Source organism: Streptomyces sp. NPDC048417 (assembly GCF_040651615.1).
Taxonomy (GTDB): Bacteria; Actinomycetota; Actinomycetes; order Streptomycetales; family Streptomycetaceae; genus Streptomyces.
The window spans coordinates 180,402-200,978 of sequence record NZ_JBEZKI010000011.1 but is presented as its reverse complement, the minus strand read 5'-3'; the positions used below and the strand labels follow the sequence as shown (position 1 = coordinate 200,978).

Annotated in this window: 15 protein-coding genes and 3 pseudogenes; 7 read left to right on the top strand and 11 right to left on the bottom strand. The window is 71.1% G+C overall.

Annotated elements, in window-relative coordinates; genetic code table 11:
* Window positions 1-57 precede the first annotated feature (57 nt).
* The 3 genes and pseudogenes from AB0D59_RS19410 to AB0D59_RS19400 form a co-directional block, all read right to left on the bottom strand.
* Window positions 58-2,187 (bottom strand): 3-hydroxyacyl-CoA dehydrogenase NAD-binding domain-containing protein, encoded by a 2,130-nt coding sequence (locus tag AB0D59_RS19410; protein ID WP_362566423.1) that lies wholly within the window; start codon window positions 2,185-2,187, stop codon window positions 58-60.
* Window positions 2,184-3,401, bottom strand: coding sequence for an acetyl-CoA C-acyltransferase (locus AB0D59_RS19405; protein WP_362566420.1), 1,218 nt, complete (start codon window positions 3,399-3,401; stop codon window positions 2,184-2,186). Before AB0D59_RS19405 ends, AB0D59_RS19410 begins: the two co-directional genes overlap by 4 nt.
* Window positions 3,402-3,623: 222 nt before the next feature.
* Window positions 3,624-4,011, bottom strand: a pseudogene (locus tag AB0D59_RS19400) (substrate-binding domain-containing protein); the annotation flags it as partial.
* Between the two features lies 1 nt (window position 4,012).
* On the opposite strand from AB0D59_RS19400, the pseudogene AB0D59_RS19395 reads away from it, so the two are divergent.
* Window positions 4,013-4,546 (top strand): annotated as a pseudogene (locus tag AB0D59_RS19395) (sugar ABC transporter permease); the annotation flags it as partial.
* Window positions 4,543-5,188: pseudogene (locus AB0D59_RS19390) on the top strand (carbohydrate ABC transporter permease). The pseudogenes AB0D59_RS19395 and AB0D59_RS19390, both read left to right, overlap by 4 nt.
* Window positions 5,189-5,413: 225 nt before the next feature.
* On the opposite strand, the gene AB0D59_RS19385 reads toward AB0D59_RS19390, so the two are convergent.
* Complete coding sequence (locus tag AB0D59_RS19385) at window positions 5,414-6,652, bottom strand: hypothetical protein (RefSeq protein ID WP_362566417.1); 1,239 nt, start codon at window positions 6,650-6,652, stop codon at window positions 5,414-5,416.
* Window positions 6,653-7,513: 861 nt separating this feature from the next.
* On the opposite strand from AB0D59_RS19385, the gene AB0D59_RS19380 reads away from it, so the two are divergent.
* Complete coding sequence (locus AB0D59_RS19380) at window positions 7,514-8,323, top strand: TetR/AcrR family transcriptional regulator (protein WP_362566414.1); 810 nt, start codon at window positions 7,514-7,516, stop codon at window positions 8,321-8,323.
* 138 nt (window positions 8,324-8,461) lie between these two features.
* On the opposite strand, the gene AB0D59_RS19375 is transcribed toward AB0D59_RS19380, so the two are convergent.
* The 3 genes from AB0D59_RS19375 to AB0D59_RS19365 form a co-directional block, all read right to left on the bottom strand.
* Entirely contained in the window at window positions 8,462-9,742 is a 1,281-nt protein-coding gene (locus AB0D59_RS19375; RefSeq protein ID WP_362566411.1) for a ribonuclease D, read from the bottom strand.
* A 181-nt stretch (window positions 9,743-9,923) separates the two neighbouring features.
* The gene (locus tag AB0D59_RS19370; RefSeq protein WP_351710385.1) at window positions 9,924-10,586 is read right to left on the bottom strand and encodes a response regulator transcription factor; all 663 of its coding nucleotides are present in this window, start codon (window positions 10,584-10,586) and stop codon (window positions 9,924-9,926) included.
* 317 nt (window positions 10,587-10,903) lie between these two features.
* A complete protein-coding gene (locus AB0D59_RS19365) occupies window positions 10,904-11,581 on the bottom strand; it encodes a DUF3000 domain-containing protein (protein WP_362566408.1) in 678 nt (225 codons plus the stop codon).
* A 108-nt stretch (window positions 11,582-11,689) separates the two neighbouring features.
* Here AB0D59_RS19365 and hemE point away from each other — a divergent pair, with 108 nt between their 5' ends.
* Entirely contained in the window at window positions 11,690-12,757 is a 1,068-nt protein-coding gene (hemE, locus tag AB0D59_RS19360) for a uroporphyrinogen decarboxylase (RefSeq protein ID WP_362566405.1), read from the top strand.
* A 9-nt stretch (window positions 12,758-12,766) separates the two neighbouring features.
* Here the strand turns inward: hemE and AB0D59_RS19355 are convergent, their stop codons facing one another.
* A complete protein-coding gene (locus tag AB0D59_RS19355; RefSeq protein ID WP_362566402.1) occupies window positions 12,767-13,591 on the bottom strand; it encodes a rhomboid family intramembrane serine protease in 825 nt (274 codons plus the stop codon).
* 131 nt (window positions 13,592-13,722) lie between these two features.
* Here AB0D59_RS19355 and AB0D59_RS19350 point away from each other — a divergent pair, with 131 nt between their 5' ends.
* Window positions 13,723-14,028, top strand: coding sequence for a hypothetical protein (locus tag AB0D59_RS19350; RefSeq protein ID WP_362566399.1), 306 nt, complete (start codon window positions 13,723-13,725; stop codon window positions 14,026-14,028).
* Window positions 14,029-14,094: 66 nt separating this feature from the next.
* Here AB0D59_RS19350 and AB0D59_RS19345 read toward each other — a convergent pair whose 3' ends face one another.
* Both AB0D59_RS19345 and AB0D59_RS19340 read right to left on the bottom strand, forming a co-directional pair.
* Window positions 14,095-15,483, bottom strand: coding sequence for an FAD-dependent oxidoreductase (locus tag AB0D59_RS19345; protein ID WP_362566396.1), 1,389 nt, complete (start codon window positions 15,481-15,483; stop codon window positions 14,095-14,097).
* Between the two features lie 37 nt (window positions 15,484-15,520).
* Window positions 15,521-16,399, bottom strand: a complete 879-nt coding sequence (locus tag AB0D59_RS19340; RefSeq protein ID WP_362566393.1) for a DUF4349 domain-containing protein — start codon at window positions 16,397-16,399, stop codon at window positions 15,521-15,523.
* A gap of 156 nt (window positions 16,400-16,555) precedes the next feature.
* On the opposite strand from AB0D59_RS19340, the gene hemG reads away from it, so the two are divergent.
* Both hemG and hemQ read left to right on the top strand, forming a co-directional pair.
* Window positions 16,556-18,130 (top strand): protoporphyrinogen oxidase, encoded by a 1,575-nt coding sequence (gene hemG, locus AB0D59_RS19335; protein ID WP_362566390.1) that lies wholly within the window; start codon window positions 16,556-16,558, stop codon window positions 18,128-18,130.
* Between the two features lie 5 nt (window positions 18,131-18,135).
* Window positions 18,136-18,867 (top strand): hydrogen peroxide-dependent heme synthase, encoded by a 732-nt coding sequence (hemQ, locus tag AB0D59_RS19330; RefSeq protein ID WP_362566387.1) that lies wholly within the window; start codon window positions 18,136-18,138, stop codon window positions 18,865-18,867.
* 6 nt (window positions 18,868-18,873) lie between these two features.
* Here the strand turns inward: hemQ and AB0D59_RS19325 are convergent, their stop codons facing one another.
* Window positions 18,874-20,511 (bottom strand): alpha/beta hydrolase, encoded by a 1,638-nt coding sequence (locus AB0D59_RS19325; RefSeq protein ID WP_362566385.1) that lies wholly within the window; start codon window positions 20,509-20,511, stop codon window positions 18,874-18,876.
* Window positions 20,512-20,577 lie beyond the last annotated feature (66 nt).

Genomic DNA, 20,577 nt, shown 5'->3' with positions numbered 1-20,577 from the left:
ACGGCATGCGAAAGGGGGCCTCCGCGGATCGCGGAGGCCCCCTTCAGCTGCCGGCCGTTACGCCGGGACCGACGCCACGCCCGGCGCCAGGAACTTCTTGCCGTTCACGCGCTCGGAGACACCCTCGCGGTCCAGGTACGGCGTGATGCCGCCCAGGTGGAAGGGCCAGCCGGCGCCCGTGATCAGGCAGAGGTCGATGTCCTGCGCCTCGGCGACGACACCCTCGTCGAGCATCAGCCCGATCTCCTGGGCGACGGCGTCCAGGACGCGGTCACGGACCTGCTCCTCGCTGAGGACCACGTCACCCTGCTTCAGCACCGCGGCGACCTCGGGGTCCAGCTCCGGCTTCCCGCTGTCGTACACGTAGAAGCCGCGCTTGCCCGCCTTGACGACGGCCGCGAGGTTCGGGGAGACCGTGAAGCGGTCCGGAAAGGCCCGGTTGAGGGTCTCCGAGACGTGCAGACCGATGGCCGGACCGACCAGCTCCAGGAGCACCAGCGGGGACATCGGCAGGCCCAGCGGCTCGACCGCCTTCTCCGCGACCTCGACCGGGGTGCCCTCGTCGATGACGTTCTGGATCTCGCCCATGAAGCGGGTGAGGATGCGGTTGACGACGAACGCCGGGGCGTCCTTCACCAGCACCGCGGTCTTCTTCAGCTTCTTGGCGACGGCGAAGGCCGTGGCCAGCGACGCGTCGTCGGTCTGCTCGCCGCGCACGATCTCCAGGAGCGGGAGGATCGCGACCGGGTTGAAGAAGTGGAAGCCCACGACCCGCTCGGGGTTCTTCAGCTTCGACGCCATCTCCGTCACGGAGAGGGAGGAGGTGTTCGTCGCCAGGATCGCGTGCGCCGGGGCGACCGCCTCGACCTCCGCGAACACCTGCTGCTTGACGCCGATCTCCTCGAAGACCGCTTCGATGATGAAGTCCGCGTCCGCGAAGCCCTCGGCCTTGTCCAGCACACCGGAGACCAGGGCCTTGAGGCGGTTGGCCTTGTCCTGGTTGATACGGCCCTTGCCGAGCAGCTTCTCGATCTCGGCGTGGACGTAGCCCACTCCCTTGTCGACGCGCTCCTGGTCGATGTCGGTCAGCACGACCGGCACCTCGAGGCGGCGCAGGAAGAGCAGGGCGAGCTGCGAGGCCATGAGGCCCGCGCCCACGACGCCCACCTTGGTGACCGGACGCGCCAGGTTCTTGTCGGGCGCACCCGCCGGACGCTTGCCGCGCTTCTGCACCAGGTTGAAGGCGTAGATACCGGCGCGCAGTTCACCGCCCATGATCAGGTCGGCGAGCGCCAGGTCCTCGGCGTCGTAACCCTGCTGGAGGTCGCCGTTCTTGGCGGCGGCGATGATGTCCAGGGCGCGGTAGGCGGCCGGGGCGGCGCCGTGCACCTTGGAGTCCGCGATGAAGCGGCCCTTGGCGACGGCCTGGTCCCAGGCCTCGCCGCGGTCGATCACCGGACGCTCGACCTCGATCTCGCCCTTCAGCACCTGGGCGGTCCAGATCAGCGACTGCTCCAGGAAGTCGGCACCCTCGAAGAGGGCGTCGGCGATGCCCAGGTCGAAGACCTGCTGGCCCTTGAGCTGCTTGTTCTGGTTGAGGCTGTTCTCGATGATGACCGAGACGGCCTTGTCGGCGCCGATCAGGTTCGGCAGCAGCGCGCAGCCGCCCCAGCCCGGGACCAGGCCCAGGAACACCTCGGGGAGCGAGAAGGCCGGGATGGCCTTAGACACCGTGCGGTAGGTGCAGTGCAGACCGACCTCGACGCCACCGCCCATGGCGGCACCGTTGTAGTAGGTGAAGGTCGGCACGGCCAGACCCGCGAGGCGCTTGAAGACCTCGTGGCCGCCCTTGCCGATGGCGAGCGCGTGCTCGTGCTCCTTGAGGAGCTCGACACCCTTCAGGTCCGCGCCGACCGCGAAGATGAACGGCTTGCCGGTGATGCCGACACCGACGATGGTGCCCTCGGCCGCCTCCTTCTCCACCTGGTCGATCGCGGTGTTGAGGTTCGCCAGCGAGGCCGGACCGAAGGTGGTCGGCTTGGTGTGGTCCAGGCCGTTGTCCAGGGTGATCAGCGCGAAGCGGCCGGCCCCGGACGGCAGGTCGAAGTGGCGCACGTGCGCCGACGTCACGACCTCGTCGGGGAACAGGTCCGAGGCCTGCTTCAGAAGCTCGGCGGTGGTGCTCACTTGTCCCCCTCGAAGTGCGGGTTCTCCCAGATGACCGTCGCGCCCATGCCGAAGCCGACGCACATGGTGGTCAGGCCGTAGCGGACGTTCGGCTGCTCCTCGAACTGGCGGGCCAGCTGCGTCATCAGACGCACACCCGAGGAGGCGAGCGGGTGACCGAAGGCGATGGCGCCGCCGTACTGGTTGACGCGCTCGTCGTCGTCCGCGATGCCGTAGTGGTCGAGGAAGGCCAGCACCTGCACGGCGAAGGCCTCGTTGATCTCGAACAGACCGATGTCGGAGATCGACAGACCCGCCTGGGCAAGGGCCTTCTCCGTGGCCGGGATCGGGCCGTAGCCCATGACCTCGGGCTCGACACCGGCGAAGGAGTACGACACGAGCCGCATCTTGACCGGCAGGTTGTTCTCGCGGGCGAAGTCCTCGCTGGCGATCAGCGAGGCGGTGGCGCCGTCGTTCAGACCGGCCGCGTTACCGGCGGTGACCCGGCCGTGCACACGGAACGGCGTCTTCAGACCCGACAGGTTCTCCAGGGTGGTCCCCGGCCGCATCGGCTCGTCGGCGGTGACCAGACCCCAGCCGGTCTCGCCGCCCTCGGGGTTGGTCCGGCGCACCGAGATCGGCACCAGGTCGGCCTGGATCTTGCCGTTGGCGTACGCCTTGGCGGCCTTCTCCTGCGACCGCACCGCGTACTCGTCCGTGCGGAGCTTGGAGATCTGCGGGTAGCGGTCGTGCAGGTTCTCGGCGGTCATGCCCATGAACAGCGCCGACTCGTCGACCAGCTTCTCGCTGACGAACCGCGGGTTCGGGTCGACGCCCTCGCCCATCGGGTGGCGGCCCATGTGCTCGACACCGCCGGCGATGGCGATGTCGTACGCGCCGAAGGCGACGGAACCGGCGACCGTGGTGACGGCGGTCAGCGCGCCGGCACACATACGGTCGATGGAGTAGCCGGGCACGGAGGTCGGCAGGCCCGCGAGAATGCCCGCGGTACGGCCGATGGTCAGACCCTGGTCACCGATCTGGGTGGTCGCGGCGATGGCGACCTCGTCGATCTTCTTGGTGTCCAGCCCGGGGTTGCGGCGCAGCAGCTCCCGGATCGCCTTCACGACGAGGTCGTCGGCACGGGTCTCGTGGTAGATGCCCTTCGGGCCCGCCTTGCCGAACGGGGTACGGACGCCGTCGACGAAGACGACATCCCTGACGGTACGAGGCACGATTGGCTCTCCTCCAGGGTGCGGGATGGCACTGCTGCATGCGCTGAGCGCGCGCTCAGGCCCATGCTACTTATGAGTAACGTGACTGCCCACCCCTGGCGGCGGGAGCGGCGAAGGTCACATGTGCTGAGGCGCCCCGCAAGGGGCGCGGGGCCCTACCGAGGTGCGGCTCCGCCGCGTGGGCGCGAGCAACCCACCACGACCGGCGGCCCCGCCTGACCGTCACCGAGGCGGCGCGGTGGACCCTCTCGGCATCAGTACCGGGGTGGCCACCGCATGCGACCCGACCTCCCCGAACAACGTCCGGGCCACCTCCGCCCCGAACCCCTGCACATCATGGCTCATCGCCGACAACGTCGGATGCGTCAGCCGGCACAACTGCGAGTCGTCCCAGGCCAGCAACGAGACGTCCTCCGGCACCCGCGACCGCGTCCCCGTCCTCCGTCCACACGGACGTGAGCCCGCCCGTCAGCGAGGGATGCCCCACGGCCACCACCGGCAGCCCGAGCCGCCGCGCCGCACCCACCCGGGGATCGTCCGCCCGGAAGTCGACGAGGATCGCCCCGCCGATGTGCCGCCCCTGCCACCAGGACTCCAGCAGCCCGGCCTTCAACGGGGTCGCGATCGGCTTCGTCTTCCTCTACTTCTTCCAGGACGGCGGCACCCTCGACTCCGTGCTCGCCCTGCTCGGCGTCCACACCGACCACGCCTGGCTGGGCACCCCGGTGTCCGCGAACGTCTCGCTGGCCGGTGTCTCGGTCTGGCGCTACCTGGGCCTGAACTTCGTGCTCTTCCTGGGCGCGATCCAGTCCATCCCCGGGGAGCTGTACGAAGCGGCCGAACTGGACGGCGCGAACCGCTGGCAGCAGTTCCGCCACATCATCGCGCCGGGCATCCGGCCGGTCGTCACCCTCACCGTGATCCTCTCGGTCTCCGGCTCGCTGTCGGTCTTCGAGGTGCCGTACATCATGACCGGCGGCGCGACCGGCACGGAGACCTTCGTGACCCAGACCGTGAAGCTGGCCTTCCAGTACAACAAGACGGGGCTCGCCTCGGCGGCCGCGGTCGTCCTGCTGCTGATCGTGCTGGCGGTGACCTGGCTGCAACGGCGGCTGGTGCCCGACGAGAGGGTGGACCTCGTATGACACGCCGCCGCGCGGCCCGCGCCCTGGTCTACCTCTCCCTGGTCACGGCGGCCGTGATCGTTCTGCTCCCGCTCACCGTGGTGCTGCTGACGTCCCTGAAGTCCTCGTCGGAAATGGCGGACGGCAGCGGGGCTCTGACCCTTCCCGACGACCTGCTGAACGTCCACAACTACGTGGTCGCGTTCCGCCACCTTCCAGATCGTCAACAGCTTCGGCCTCTTCGACACCCGGTGGGCGCCGATCGCCCTCTACATGGGCACGGACATCGTCTCGATCTACATCTTCCTGCAGTTCGTCCGCTCGATCCCGATCTCCCTGGACGAGTCGGCCCGCCTGGACGGCGCGAACGCGTTCACCGTCTACCGCCGGATCATCCTGCCCCTCCTGAAACCGGCGACGGCGACCGTCGTCATCGTGAAGGGCATAGCCGTCTACAACGACTTCTACATCCCCTTCCTCTACATGCCGTCCCAGAACCTTGGCGTGATCTCGACGTCCCTGTTCCGCTTCCGGGGCCCCTACGCGGCGCACTGGGAGATCATCTCGGCGGGAGCGATCCTGGTGATCCTGCCGACGCTGGTCGTCTTCCTGTGCCTGCAACGCTTCATCTACAACGGCTTCATGCGGGGATCGACGCGGTGAGCGCCCCTCAGCGACGGGGCCGAGGCCGGCCCGGTCGTAGTGCTCCCAGCAGCTGCCGTACGCCCAACTCGAGGATGCGAGCGTTCTGCGTCATCAGGCGTGGGCCGTGCGGGCCTGAACCGCGGCTGGGGCAGCCGGACCGGGGTGATGTGAGCACGAGGGCTCCTCTCGGATGGTGGTGGGCGCAAGAGGACGGCCGTGGTATCACGGCCGCCCCGGAGAACGTCATCCGTGGTGCTCCAGCGCACGGATGACCCGGTAGTCCCGTTCGATGGCCCGCGGCTCGCTGCTGCTGAGCACGGCCTCGGCGGACACGGGGGCACCCGGCGTGCGGATCTCGGTCGCCGCGACCACGGTGGGCAGCGCGCGCAGGACGGCTCCCAGCCACGGGGCGATCCCGGCGGCCGGACGCATGTGCACCCGCACGATGTGCTGTCCGCTCGGAGCGGGCGTGGGCCGGGCGGTGGCCGCCGGCGGTATCCAGGTGCCCAGCGCGTCGGCGGCGCGGTTGCGGCCGGTCGCCGTCCGCAGCGCTGCGTCGGCCGGCGTCACCACGGGCGCCGCCAGCGCGCACACCACCAGCAGCTCGTCATCGGTGCCGTACGCGAGCCGGGTGGTGACCGGGCCGCACACCACGCCGAGGGCGTCGAGCGCCCGGGTCGTGCGCAACGCGAGGGTCTGTGCCAGCGGGCTGCCCGGAGGGAGCAGATCGGTACGGTCCAACCGGCCGTCACCGGTGTGGACGTCCGACCACAGGTCGGTGACGACGTGCTCGGGGCGGCCGTCCGGGCCCGGACGCGTGGCGGTGTTGACCGTGTACTGAAGCCGGGAGGGCCGCTCGCTCAGCACCAGGTGCGCGCTGCCGGAGTGCAGCACGGCCGCGTGCCGCACAGCCGGCCAGACAGCGCCGATCTGGCGTTCGTCCCCGCACTCCACCGGGTCGACCGGGGTTCCGGTGGCCGCCGGGGCGAGCAGGTAGCCGGGCCTGGGGTGGGTCCGCGCCCAGGCCACGGCGGCGGCCGGACTCGTCGTGCGGATGCCGCGCAGAGCGGGGATCCCGACGCGTGCCAGGCGGTCCGCCTGCGCTCCGCGGTCGTACCTCAGCGGTGAGCACGCCGGATCGGCGCCGGGAAGGTCGAGCTGCCAGGCGATCCGCTCGGCCAGCTCGATGCCCCCGGTGCTGCCCGCGACGACGGCCGACACCCCCAGCACCCGCAGCGCCTTGACCGTCTGCCGGACCCCGCGGTGCACGACCGTGCCGGTGTATCCGGCGGGTACCGGCGAGCTCCGGTACGCCGGTGGCCGCAGGCGGTGCTCCGGGACGACGGCCACCGTCCGCCAGCCGTGCCGGGCGAACGCCCGTGGGTAGGGGACCCCGCCGTCGTAGGGGGCGATCACCGCCGCGATGCCGGCGGCGGGGTCGGTCCGCACGACGGCCGTGGCGGGGGCGGCGGGGATGGTCATCGGTGCGAGCTCCCAAGCAGACGGGTGTGAGGCCGAAGCGGGTCAGCGGGTGCGGGCGGACATTCGGCCGCCGGGTTACTCACCGCACGCGACGAACGAGGTAATTGCGTCGGGTATCCGCGCGTTGACTCCACGAATGCCGACCACAGGGGCCGGAACCGAATGCGGATCGCGTCGAGGACAAAGCCGGCCCTACCTCGATGCCGACGGCTCGGCGGACCGCGTACGAACGCGATCGGAATGCATGTGACCCCCCGTGCGGATGGGCGTGATGCGACGGCGTGTCCGATGGACCGCTCGACCCGTCATACGACGCCACCCGGTCTTGTTGGGACCAAACGGTCTCTTCTGTCGTGACCGTCTCCATCCCGTAGGGCGTAACTCGCCCGCGTCCTCGGAGCGCCGGACGGCTGTGCTCCTGGGATGTGGTCAGCGGCAGAAGGGACTGCTCGGTCTGTTCTGTCCGCGCCAAGTCTGGAACGCGGGTGCTGTGACGTCAAGCAAGCCCGGACGCGGGAGGATTCATCCCCCGGTCGCGGCGCAGTCGAGGCCCTGACGGCACTGCGACCGTACTCCGCTTAACGGGGGAGGTCATGGCCGGAAGGCGCAGGGAGTCCTTACCTTCCGGTGTCACGCACCCGCCCTGGCCCTTCGAGGTAGTATCGGGAGGCTGATTAACGCATACGCGGTATTTTCCGGCTTATTGCGAAGCCCTGGAATTCCCTGGCCTGAGAATGTGGTGCGGCTTTTCGGGGCTTCGAGAACACTCGTGGGGGCGGGCGTTCTGGAATGCGGGTGCAGTTGTCCTGGACTAGGTCCGTTCAGTCTCCACCGGCGAATGGGACTCGAAGGCGAGATCGAATGAGCAACCTGCGTAGGCCGCGACGGCGGCAACAGCGCGCCATTGACACGAGGCAGCGAATCCTCGACTCCGCCGGCACGCTCTTCGTGGCGGACAGCTATGAAGGGACTTCGGTAAGCGACCTGATCACCGCCGCACGGACGAGCAAGGGGGCCTTCTACCGGCATTTCCCCGGCGGAAAGCTCGAAGTGGCGTCGGCCATCATGGAAGACACACTGAGCATGGACGGGCTGCAGAAGCAGCGAATCGTGCTCCAGGAAATGGTCGACATCGGCATGATCCTGGCCCATCGAATCTCCAGGGAGAGCGCTCTCCAGGCTGCTTTGATGCTGTCGTTTCACGGCAATGCGCCAGAAACCTACGGAACGCCCTGGCCGGACTGGATCGTGTTCAACACAGGGCAGTTGACCGAAGCCCGGCGACGAGGAGAGCTGAAACCCTTCGTCGATCTGGAGGAACAGGCATACCAGGTCGCGGGGGACTGGGCCGGAGTGGTGCTGATCTCGAACACCCTCGATCGGCACATGGGGAACGTCGAAGCGCGGGTCTCACGCATGTACCGCAATCTGGTGACCGCGATCGCGGTTCCGGAACTCCTGCCGGAGATGGACTTCTCGGTGGACCGAGGCAAGAACCTGTACACCGCGTTCCTCGAAGGCGCGCCCGACCCGGACCTGCCGCCGGACGAGACGGCGGACGAGACGGCGGACGAACTCCCGGATCAGCGCGAAGGACTCGAGGAACTCGACAAGTTCCCGGAACACGCCGAAAAAGCGGCCCCGGAGCACGTCGGCGAACTCCTGGGCTAGCGGGGGCCCCGCGGACAGCGGCTCTCCAGCAGTGCCGTGAGGCACGCTGGAGAGCCGCGTCCGGAGTTCCCGTGCCGGTACCCGGTGAGCCTGCCGGTACCGGGTGAGCCGAAAGAGAACGGCCCGGGGGACCGGCCTCTAGGCGGACAGCGCCGTCACCAACGCCGTCGTCACCTGCTCCACCTGCCACGGCCGCGCGCCGTACGCCGCCAGAGCCGTTCCCACCGTCGCGGCGTCCATGACCTTCGGCGGCTCCCAGCAGAGCCTGCGCACCGAGTCCGGCGCGATCAGGTTCTCCTGCGGCATGTTGAGCTGCTCGGCCAGCGCCGACACCGCGGCCCGCGCCGCGGACAGCCGAGCCGCCGCCTCGGGATCCTTGTCGGCCCACGCCCGTGGCGGGGGCGGCCCCGTCACCGGCTGCCCCGGCAGCGGCAGCCCGGCGTCCGGCAGCGCCTTGGCCCGGTCCACCGCCGCCTGCCACTGCTCCAGTTGCCGCCTTCCCATCCGGTGCCCGAAGCCGTTCAGCCCCGAGAGGGCGTGCACGGTCGCCGGCAGCGCGAGCGCGGCCTCCACGATCGCCGCGTCACTGAGCACCTTGCCGGGCGACACATCCCGCTTCTGCGCGATCCGGTCCCGCGTCTGCCACAGTTCCCGTACCACGCCCAGCTGCCGGCGCCGCCGTACCTTGTGCATCCCCGACGTCCGGCGCCAGGGATCCTTTCTCGGCTCGGCCGGCGGCGCGGACGCGATCGCGTCGAACTCCTGCCGTGCCCACTCCAGCTTCCCCTGCCGGTCCAGCTCCTTCTCCAGGGCGTCCCGCAGATCGACAAGCAGCTCGACGTCGAGCGCCGCGTACCGCAGCCACGGCTCGGGCAGCGGCCGGGTCGACCAGTCGACGGCGGAGTGGCCCTTTTCGAGGACGAAGCCGAGGACGCTCTCGACCATCGCCCCGAGCCCGACCCGCGGGAAGCCGGCGAGCCGCCCGGCCAGCTCGGTGTCGAACAGGCTGCTGGGCATCATGCCTATCTCGCGCAGGCAGGGCAGATCCTGGGTGGCCGCGTGCAGTACCCACTCGACGCCGGCCAGCGCCTCGCCGAGTCCGGAGAGATCGGGGCAGGCGACGGGGTCGATCAGCGCGGTCCCGGCGCCCTCGCGGCGCAGCTGGACGAGGTAGGCGCGCTGTCCGTAGCGGTAGCCGGACGCGCGCTCGGCGTCGACGGCGACGGGACCGGAGCCGGCGGCGAACGCGGCGATCACCCGGGCGAGCGCATCCTCGTCCGCGACCACGGGCGGAATGCCCTCCCGCGGCTCCAGCAGGGGAATCGGCGCCCCCGTCACAGAAGATCCGGCGTCGTCCGGAGGAGTGCCCCCGGTGGTGCGCAGTGAACTGTCTGCTGCGGTGTCTTGGGCGTCGGTCACATGTCAAGGGTATCTGTGTGTGGACGGCGCCCGTCGACGGAACGTTCCGTCGACGGGCACCTGAGGGTCGTAAACCAGTCAGGTCGGTGAAAGATCAGGTCCACGAACGGGGGACGACAGGGGCACGACGCGACAGTGGACCAGCGGCCGATCCGGTTCACGTCGGTGAACCCGCGACCGGTCAGTGGATGATGCCGGTGCGCAGGGCGACGGCGACCATGCCGGCGCGGTCGCCCGTGCCGAGCTTGCGGGCGATTCGGGCGAGGTGGCTCTTGACGGTGAGGGCGGACAGGCCCATCGAGACGCCGATCGCCTTGTTCGACTGGCCCTCCGCGACCAGCCGGAGCACCTCGACCTCACGGCCGGAGAGCTCGCGGTAGCCACCCGGGTGGTTCGGGGCACCCGGGGGGCGACGGTGCATGCGGGCGGCGGCGGAACCGATGGGGGCGGCACCCGGCCGGGTGGGGAGCCCGATGTTGGTGCGGGTGCCGGTGACGACGTAACCCTTGACCCCGCCGGCCAGGGCGTTGCGCACGGCGCCGATGTCGTCGGCGGCGGACAGGGCCAGGCCGTTGGGCCAGCCCGCGGCGCGGGTCTCCGACAGGAGGGTCAGGCCGGAGCCGTCGGGGAGGTGGACGTCGGCGACGCAGATGTCGCGGGGGTTGCCGATGCGGGGACGAGCCTCCGCGATGGACGAGGCTTCGATGACATCGCGCACGCCGAGCGCCCACAGGTGGCGGGTGACGGTGGAGCGGACGCGCGGGTCGGCCACGACCACCATGGCGGTGGGCTTGTTCGGGCGGTAGGCGACCAGGCTTGCGGGCTGCTCGAGGAGAACGGACACCAGGCCTCCTGGGGTGGGGGACGGGGGCCGGCTTGTGGGGAAGAAGCCGGGACGAACCGTGCTTTCAAGGTCACAGTCGTCTTCGGCATCAAACCCGTCCGCCTTTAGAGAAAGATCACGATCTGGTGAGTAACAATACGTGCAATTCGGACACGCGATCGATCATCCGAAGATCGAATCGGTTCGGGCCGTTGTCGTACGGGACAGAAAGTGGCCGTATCGACAAAGAGATGGTCAATGAAGGGTGAGTCGACGGGACCCGGGTGGACGGGCCCTCGGTCAATGTCGGACATGACGGAAACGGTGGGACGGAGTGGCTAGCGCGCCTGCGGATCGCGGCGCTGCGGCAGCGTGACCACCGAGGCGTCGCCGGGGGCGGCCGGCGGCAGTCCCGCGACCTGCGCCAGCAGGTCGCACCAGGAAGCGAGGTGCGCCGCGGTGTCCGGGACCCCGGTGCGGCCCTCCCGGGGCGTCCAGGAGGCCCGGATCTCGATCTGCGAGGCGGCGGGGCGCTCGGACAGCCCGCCGAAGTAGTGCGAACTCGCCCGGGTGACGGTCCCGCTCGGCTCCCCGTACGACAGACCGCGCGCCTGGAGCGCGCCGGTCAGCCAGGACCAGCAGACGTCCGGCAGCAGCGGATCGGCCGCCATCTCCGGCTCCAGCTCCGCGCGCACCAGCGTGACCAGCCGGAACGTGCCATGCCAGGCGTCGTGTCCGGCCGGGTCGTGCAGCAGCACCAGACGGCCGTCGGCGAGGTCCTGCTCGCCGTCGACCACCGCCGCCTCCACGGCGTACGCGAACGGGGCCAGACGCTGCGGTGCGGGCGTGGGCTCCACCTCGACCTGCGGCCGCAGCCGCGCGCCGCGCAGCGCGTCGACCGCGGCCCGGAAGGCCGGTGGCGCCGTACTCCCCGTATGCCCTTCGCCCTCCTCGGTGCCCTTCTCCTCGCCCATCCCGCCAGCGCCGTCCGACAGTCGTCCCTGAGCCGCAGCCATGCGGGGAAGAGTAAGGGGAACGACGCCTTCGCGCAGGGAGAGACACCACCTAAGGACCACGTAAGGGCGCCGCCGAGTCGGCCTCCGGGGCGTGCGAGACTTGCCGTCGTGAGTGCGAACGGAAGCCCGACGGGCCAGCAGCCGACAGCGACGTACGACAGCGCCTTCCTGAAGGCGTGCAGGCGTGAACCCGTGCCGCACACCCCCGTGTGGTTCATGCGGCAGGCCGGTCGCTCGCTGCCGGAGTACCACAAGGTGCGCGAGGGCATCCCCATGCTGGAGTCGTGCACCCGGCCCGAGCTGGTCACCGAGATCACACTCCAGCCCGTCCGCCGGCACACCGTGGACGCGGCGATCTACTTCAGCGACATCGTCGTCCCGCTCAAGGCCATCGGCGTCGACCTCGACATCAAGCCGGGCGTCGGCCCGGTCGTCGAGCGCCCGATCCGCACCCGCGCCGACCTCGCCCAGCTCCGCGACCTCACCCCCGAGGACGTCTCCTACGTCACCGAGGCGATCGGCCTGCTCACCGCCGAGCTCGGCACGACCCCGCTGATCGGCTTCGCCGGTGCCCCGTTCACCCTCGCGAGCTATCTCGTCGAGGGCGGCCCCTCGCGCACGTACGAGAACGCCAAGGCGATGATGTACGGCGACCCGGAGCTCTGGGCCGACCTGCTCGACCGCCTCGCCGACATCACGGCCGCGTTCCTCAAGGTGCAGATCGAGGCCGGCGCCTCCGCCGTCCAGCTCTTCGACTCCTGGGCCGGCGCGCTGGCCCCCGCCGACTACCGCCGCTCGGTGCTGCCCGCGTCCGCGAAGGTCTTCGACGCCGTCGCCGGGTACGGCGTCCCGCGCATCCACTTCGGAGTCGGCACCGGCGAACTGCTGGGGCTCATCGGCGAGGCCGGCGCGGACGTCGTCGGCGTCGACTGGCGGGTGCCGCTCGACGAGGCCGCCCGCCGCGTCGGCCCCGGCAAGGCACTCCAGGGCAACCTCGACCCGACCGTGCTGTTCGCCGGCAAGGACGCGGTGGAGACCAAGGCGCGCGAGGTGCTCGACGCGGCCGCCGGTCTCGAAGGCCATGTCTTCAACCTCGGGCACGGTGTGATGCCGTCCACCGACCCGGACGCACTGACCCGGCTGGTCGAGTTCGTCCACACCGAGAGCGCCCGCTGACCCGGTCCGCTACCAGCTGTGCCGGGGCCGGGCCCGCCTGCCGAACAGCAGGCCGCGCGGTTCCGGCGGCGGTGGCGTGCCCGGCTTGAGCGGCCAGGCGAGCAGCATGCCCACGAGGAAGCCGACGACGTGCGCCGCGTACGCCACGGTGCCGGCGGCGGAGACGCCCTCCCCGGACGAGTACACGGCCTGCAGCACGAACCAGAAGCCCAGTACCAGCCAGGCCGGCAGCCGCAGCGGCAGGAAGATCAGGAACGGGACCAGCACCCAGACCCTGGCCCGCGGGTAGAGGACGAGGTAGGCGCCCAGGACGCCGGCGATCGCGCCGGACGCGCCGATCAGCGGGTCCGCCGAGGTGTCGTTGAGGAGCGCGAAGCCGTAGCCGGCCGCGTAGCCGCAGACGACGTAGAAGAGGAAGTACCGGACGTGGCCCATCCGGTCCTCGACGTTGTTGCCGAAGATCAGCAGGAACAGCATGTTGCCCAGCAGGTGCAGCCAACTGCCGTGCAGGAACATCGCCGTGAAGACGGACAGCACCGGCGACTTGTCGTAGGAGGGCGGGCCGACGACGCAGCCGGGGCCGTTCCGGCCGACGCCCACGGCGCCGGTCGGCACCAGCCCCGGCAACTGATGGTGGATCAGCTCTCTGGGGACCGCCGCGTAGTGGTCCGTGAAGGCCTGGAGATGGCACAGCTGGGCCAGATCGCTGCTGCCGGCCACGGAGCCGGCTATGCCGGGCGTGAACAGGAAGACGAGGACGTTCGCGGCGATGAGCGCGTACGTCACGTACGGCGTGCGCCGCACCGGATTGACGTCATGGACGGGGATGACCACAGCTGACTAGTGCCCAGGGCGGGGGCGCCCGAAGCGCGGAGCGGCTCGGTGAACGTCGGCACGCGCGGGTGCGTATGTCCTTGCGACCGATGAGCTTCAGGTGATGTTCCAGGCGACGTGAGGACCAGGCGATGAACGAGCGGGTTGCTTCCCAGGGGTTCCCTCCCATGCAGGCCATGCCCGACGGTGAGGCGGAGATCTCTCTTGTCGTGCGGCTCCCCTGGGAGGACGTGGCACGGCTCGGCCAGGAGGCGGGGCGGCTGGCGGCGCAGATGCAGCGGCCGGTGACGCTGGACGAGGCGGTCAGCAACCGGCTGCGGTCGACTCGGCCGGCGGCGGCGCACGCGGCGCGGCCGGGGACCGAGCAGCCCGCTGCCGCGGTTGCGCCGGGAGGGGCTGGGGTCACTTCGTTGCCGAGGATCAGCGGGACGGCTTGATCGCCGTTGCGGGGTGCGGGTCGCTGTGGCCGGTCGCGCAGTTCCCCGCGCCCCTGACGGGGCGCTTCAGTGGCCCTCGCGCACCTTGGTCGCCGCCTTTCTGGCCGCCACGAGTACCGGATCCCATACCGGTGAGAACGGGGGCGCGTAGCCCAGGTCCAGGGCCGTCATCTGGTCCACCGTCATTTTCGCCGTCAGGGCCACCGCCGCGATGTCGACCCGCTTGCCCGCGCCCTCTCGCCCCACGATCTGGACGCCGAGGAGGCGGCCCGTGCGGCGTTCCGCGAGCATCTTGACCGTCATCGGGCTCGCGCCGGGGTAGTAGCCGGCCCGGCTCGTGGACTCGATGGTGACCGCCTCGTACCGCAGTCCCACCCGCAGCGCGTCCTTCTCACGGAGGCCGGTGCGGGCGATCTCCAGGTCGCAGACCTTGCTCACCGCCGTGCCGACGACCCCGGGGAACGTGGCGTAATCGCCGCCCACGTTGGTGCCGATGACCTGGCCGTGCTTGTTGGCGTGGGTGCCCAGCGCGATGTACTGCTCCTGGCCCGAGACCAGGTTCAGGACCTCCACGCAGTCGCCGCCCGCCCAGATGTCCTGGTGGCCGCGGACCCGCATCGCCAGGTCGGTCAGCAGGCCGCCGTGCTCGCCGACGGGCAGGCCCGCCGCCCGGGCGAGGCTCGTCTCCGGGCGCACGCCGATGCCCAGGATCACCACGTCGGCCGGGTACTCGCCGTCCTCCGTGGCCACCGCGCGGACACTGCCGTCCTGGCCGGTGAGCAGCTTGGTGACCTCGGCGTCATTGACCATGGTGATCCCGAGGCCCTCCATCGCCTCGTGCACCAGGCGGCCCATGTCCGGGTCGAGCGTGGACATGGGCTCGCTGCCGCGGTTGACGACCGTCACCTCGTAGCCCCGGTTGATCATCGCCTCGGCCATCTCGACACCGATGTAGCCGGCGCCGACGACCACAGCGCGCCGGCCACGCGTGCGTGCCAGCGTGTCGAGCAGGGCCTGGCCGTCGTCGAGGGTCTGCACACCGTGCACCCCCGGGGCGTCCGCGCCCGGCATGTCGGGGCGGATCGGGCGGGCGCCGGTCCCGATGACGAGCTTGTCGTACGACGTCCAGGACTCGGCGCCGGAATCGACGTCACGCGCGCGTACCCGCTTCCCGGCCACGTCGATCTCCGTGACCTCCGTGCGCATCCGCAGATCGATGTCCCGCGACCGGTGCTCCTCGGGCGTGCGGGCGATCAGATGGTCCCGCTCCGCCACGTCACCGCCGACCCAGTACGGGATGCCGCACGCCGAGTAGGAACTGAAGTGACCGCGCTCGAAGGCCACGATCTCCAGCTCGTCCGGTCCCCGCAGCCGGCGTGCCTGGGACGCCGCGGACATGCCCGCGGCGTCCCCGCCGATCACCACCAGCCGTTCCCGTCCACTGCTCATGTCCATGCGAACACGCTACGGGGCGAGGGAATTTCAGGCGTGCTCAGGTCTCCCCACCGGGCGTACGGCGCCGGCGTACGACCCGCCACCACAGGAACGCGACCAGCGCCGCCAGTGCCGCGAACGGCAGGGCCGCGCCCAGCGCCAGGGCTATCCAGCGCAGCATGGTGACGAAGACGTGCCAGCCGCCCGCCAGCGCGTCCACGAACCCCGGCGTGTCGTCCTTGGCGGCCTTCGCCACCGGCGTCTCCGTGAGCGACAGCGTGATGGTGGCCAGACTGGTGCGGTCCTTCAGGGACGCCTGCTGGGCGAGCAGCGCCTCCAGGTCGGCCTCCCGGCTGCTCAACTCCCCTTCCAGGGTGACCACGTCACTGAGCTTGGTGGCCCGGTCCATCAGCTCGCGGACCCGGGCCACGCTGGCCCGCTGCGACTTGATGCGGCTGTCCACGTCCACCACCTGGTCGGTGACGTCCTGGGCCTTCGCGGTGCGGTCGAGCAGCTTGCCCGCTCCCTGGAGGTCGGTGAGCACCTCGTCGTACTTCTCGGTGGGGACCCGGAGGACCACGCGGGTGCGTTCGCGGCCCTGGGAGCCCCGGGTGGTGGTCTCCTTGCCGACATAGCCTCCGGCGTTCTCGGCCGTGGTGCGGGCCTCGTCGAGGGCCTTGGGCACGTCCTTGACCTGCACGGTCAGGGAGGCGGTGCGGATGATGTGGTTCACCGTGAGCTTGGGGGCCTCGTCGGCGCCCCTGTTGCTGCTTTCCTTGGCGCCTGCCGAGCCCGCCGCGTCCTGGGCCGCGCTGCCCAGGTCGGCCTTGGAGTCGCCGGCGGATCCGCCGGAGTCGTCACCGGCGCCGCAGCCGGTGAGGACGAGCACGCAGGCGAGCAGAAGGCCGGCGAGAACGGGTCGTACGGGATGTCGCATGGTTTCCCCCGAGGGTCGTGAACAACTGACGCTCCTTCGACGCCGGGGCGGTGCCGGACGTTTGAGCGGGACGGTCCCGATGCGGTCACGGTCCGGACGCGTAGGGGTCACCGGGCCCGGGCGGGAGTGTCAGCGCGGTCTGAGAGAGTGGGGGTCATGAGCGCAACGGGTACGGGGACGGGGCAGCACGTCGTGGTCATCGGCGCCGGGATCGCCGGGCTGGCCGCGGCCCACCGGCTGCTGCAGCGCGGCGTGCGCGTGACCGTGCTGGAGGCCTCGGAGAGAGTCGGCGGCAAGCTGCTGCCCGGCGAGATCGCGGACGTACGGGTCGACCTGGGCGCCGAGTCGATGCTGGCCCGCCGGCCCGAGGCGGTCGCCCTCGCGTGCGAGGTGGGGCTGGAAGACCGGCTGCGGCCGCCGGCCACCGCCACGGCCTCGATCTGGACCCGGGGTGCCCTGCGCCCCATGCCCAAGGGTCATGTCATGGGCGTCCCCGGCACCGCCGCCGCGCTGTCCGGCGTGCTGTCCGAGGAAGGCCTCACGCGTATCGAGCGCGACGCCGACCTGCCCCGCACCGAGGTCGGCGACGACGTGGCGGTCGGGGAGTACGTGGCCGGGCGGGTCGGCCGGGAGGTCGTCGACCGGCTGGTCGAGCCGCTGCTCGGCGGGGTCTACGCGGGCGACGCGTACCGCATCTCGATGCGCTCGGCGGTCCCGCAGCTCTACCAGGCCGCCAGGACACACGACTCGCTGACCGAGGCCGTCCGCGAGATCCAGGCCAAGGCGGCCGCCAACCAGCAGACGGGCCCGGTGTTCATGGGCATCGAGGGCGGCGTCGGCACCCTGCCGCTCGCGGTGGCCGACTCGGTACGGGCGCGCGGGGGCGAGATCGTCACCGGGGCACCCGTGACCGAACTGCGCAGGGTGGGACCGGGCACGACGCGGGACTTCGACCACGACGGCTCACCGGCCGGCTCCGGCCCTTCCCGCACGGGCGCCGGGGCGGCGGACCACGGGGACCGCGAGGCGGCCCGCGGCGGCCCGCACACCGGGTGGCGGGTCGTCGCCGGTGACCGGGTGGTGCGGTACGCGGACGCCGTGATCGTCGCCGTCCCGGCCCCCGTCGCCGCCGCCCTGCTGCGCACCGAAGCGCCCGCGGCCGCGGCCGACCTGGCCGCCGTCGAGTACGCCTCGATGGCCCTGATCACCCTCGCCTACCGCCGTGCCGACCTCGCCCTCCCCGAGGGCAGCGGCTTCCTGGTGCCGCCCGTCGACGGCCGCACCATCAAGGCCGCCACCTTCGCCTCCCAGAAGTGGGGCTGGATCGCCGACGAGGACCCGGACGTCGTCGTGCTGCGCACCTCGGTCGGGCGGTACGGGGAGACGGAGGTGCTGGGACGCGCGGACGGCGACCTCGTCGACGTCTCCCGGCACGACCTGCGCGCCGCCACCGGCCTGGACGCGGACCCGGTCGCCACCCGTGTCACCCGCTGGACCGACGGCCTGCCCCAGTACCCCGTCGGCCACCACGCGCGCGTGGCCCGCGTCCGCGAGCACGTCGCCGAGCTCCCTGGCCTGGCGGTCTGCGGCGCGCAGTACGACGGGGTGGGCATCCCCGCCTGCATCGCGAGCGCGTACGCGGCGGTCGACCAGCTCGGCGGCGACCTGGCGGCGGTGCGGGAGCTCACCGCCAACCCGGTGCAGAGCCTGCACGGCGGAGCGGGAGAATAAGGACCATGAGTGACGACGCCCCCACCACCGCCCCCGAGCGGATCCCGAACAAGGGCAAGCTGGCCAAGGACCTCAACGAGGTCATCCGCTACACCCTGTGGTCGGTCTTCAAGCTGAAGGACGTGCTGCCCGAGGACCGCGCGGGCTACGCCGACGAGGTCCAGGAGCTGTTCGACCAGCTTGCCGCCAAGGAGGTGACCGTGCGCGGCACCTACGACCTCTCCGGTCTGCGCGCCGACGCCGACCTGATGATCTGGTGGCACGCCGAGGACAGCGACCAGCTCCAGGAGGCGTACAACCTCTTCCGCCGCACGAAGCTGGGTCGCGCCCTCACGCCGGTCTGGTCGAACATGGCGCTGCACCGCCCCGCCGAGTTCAACCGCTCGCACATCCCGGCGTTCCTCGCCGACGAGACGCCGCGTGACTACGTGAGCGTGTACCCGTTCGTGCGCTCGTACGACTGGTACCTGCTGCCCGACGAGGACCGCCGCCGGATGCTCGCCGACCACGGCAAGATGGCCCGCGGCTACCCGGACGTGCGCGCGAACACGGTCGCCTCGTTCTCGCTCGGCGACTACGAGTGGATCCTGGCCTTCGAGGCCGACGAGCTGCACCGCATCGTCGACCTCATGCGTCACCTGCGCGCCTCCGAGGCCCGCATGCACGTCCGCGAGGAGGTCCCCTTCTACACGGGCCGCCGCAAGGACGTCGCGGAGCTGGTCGCGGGCCTCGCCTGACGACGCTCAGCGCCGGCCGGCCTTGCCCTTCAGGGAGTCCCGCAGCTTCTTCTGCGGGGCGTGGCCGGCCGGCTTGGGCTCCGGGTGCCCGGTGCAGGAGGCGCGCCGTTCCGGGAGCCGGCCCTCCAGCAGGTAGGCCTCCAGATAGCCGTTGACGCACTTGTTGGGGCCGCCGCCGATCCCGTGGGTGCCGGCGTCCCGCTCGGTCACCAGCACCGAGTCGGCCAGCCGCCGGTTCATCTCCAGCGCGCCCGCGTAGGGCGTGGCCGCGTCCCGCTCCGCCTGCAGGATCAGTGTCGGCGGCAGCTCACCGGGACCCGTCCGGACATCGAGGGCCTTCTGCCGGGGCACCGGCCAGTAGGCGCACGGCAGGTTCATGAAGGCGTTGTCCCAGGTCTCGAACGGCGCCACCCGCGCCAGCCGGGTGTTGTCCCGGTCCCAGGTCCTGAAGTCCGTCGGCCAGGCCGCGTCGTTGCACTCGACGGCCGTGTAGACCGCGTTGCCGTTCTCCGCCGCGGCGGCCGTCGCGGGCGTCGGCGCCGCCAGCCGGACCAACGGCTTCGCGTCCCCCTTCAGGAACTTCGACAGCGCCTCCGCGCGGCTCGGCCAGTAGTCGTCGTAGTACCCGGCCGACAGGAACGCGCCCTGCAACTGCGCCGGTCCGACCTTCCCGCCGGCCGCCTTCTTGGCCAGCCGCTTGCTCGCCCGGTCGTAACTCGCCTGCACCTTCGCGGCCGTGTCACCGAGCCCGTACACGTCGTCGTGCCTGGCGATCCACTCCCGGTAGTCCGCCCAGCGGCTCTCGAACGCGGCCGACTGCTCCAGGTTGGAGCGGTACCAGATCTGCGCCGGGTCGGGGTTCACCGCCGAGTCCAGCACCATCCGCCGTACGTGCGAGGGGAACAGGGTGGCGTACAGCGCGCCGAAGTAGGTGCCGTAGGAGGCGCCCATGAAGGTCAGCCGGTTCTCGCCGAGCGCGGCGCGCAGCACGTCCAGGTCGCGCGCGTTGTTGAGCGAGGTGAAGTACCTCAGCCTGCTCCCGGACCGCTTGAGACAGCCGCGCGCGTACGCCTTCGACTCCGCGATCCGCGCCTTCTTGTACGCCGCCGAGGGGTGCGCCGGTGCCGGGGCGGGCGCCTTGAAGAACCGCTTGGGGTCCACACAGGACAGCGGCGCCGAACGGTCCACCCCGCGCGGGGCGTAGCCGACCAGGTCGTAGGCGGCGGCGAGGCGCTTCCACTCGGGCAGTGCGCCGACCATCGGGAAGGCCATGCCGGAGGCACCGGGGCCGCCCGGGTTGTAGACCAGGGCGCCCTGCCGGGGCACCTTGCGCTTGCTGTTGTGCGGGTCCTTGTGGGTGGCCCGTACCCGGCTGACGGTCAGTCTGATCTGCTTGCCGTCCGGATGCGCGTAGTCCAGCGGGACGCTCACCGTGCCGCACTGGAAGGAACTCGGGAAGTCCAGGCCCGCGGCGCACTTGCCGAAGTCGATGCCCTCCGCGCGCGCCCGGGCGGCGGCCACGGCGGTACCGCGCAGTTCGGTGGTCGCCGTGTCCGGGACGCGGGGGGCGCTCCCGGCCGGGGCGGCGGCCAGGGTGGTCAGGATCAGGGACCCGGCTGCCGAATACAGGGCGGGGGCTCTCATGGCGTATCCCTTTCGGTGCGGTCGCTGCGTGGCGCGGCAGCAACGGCACCGCAGCGACTGCACGGC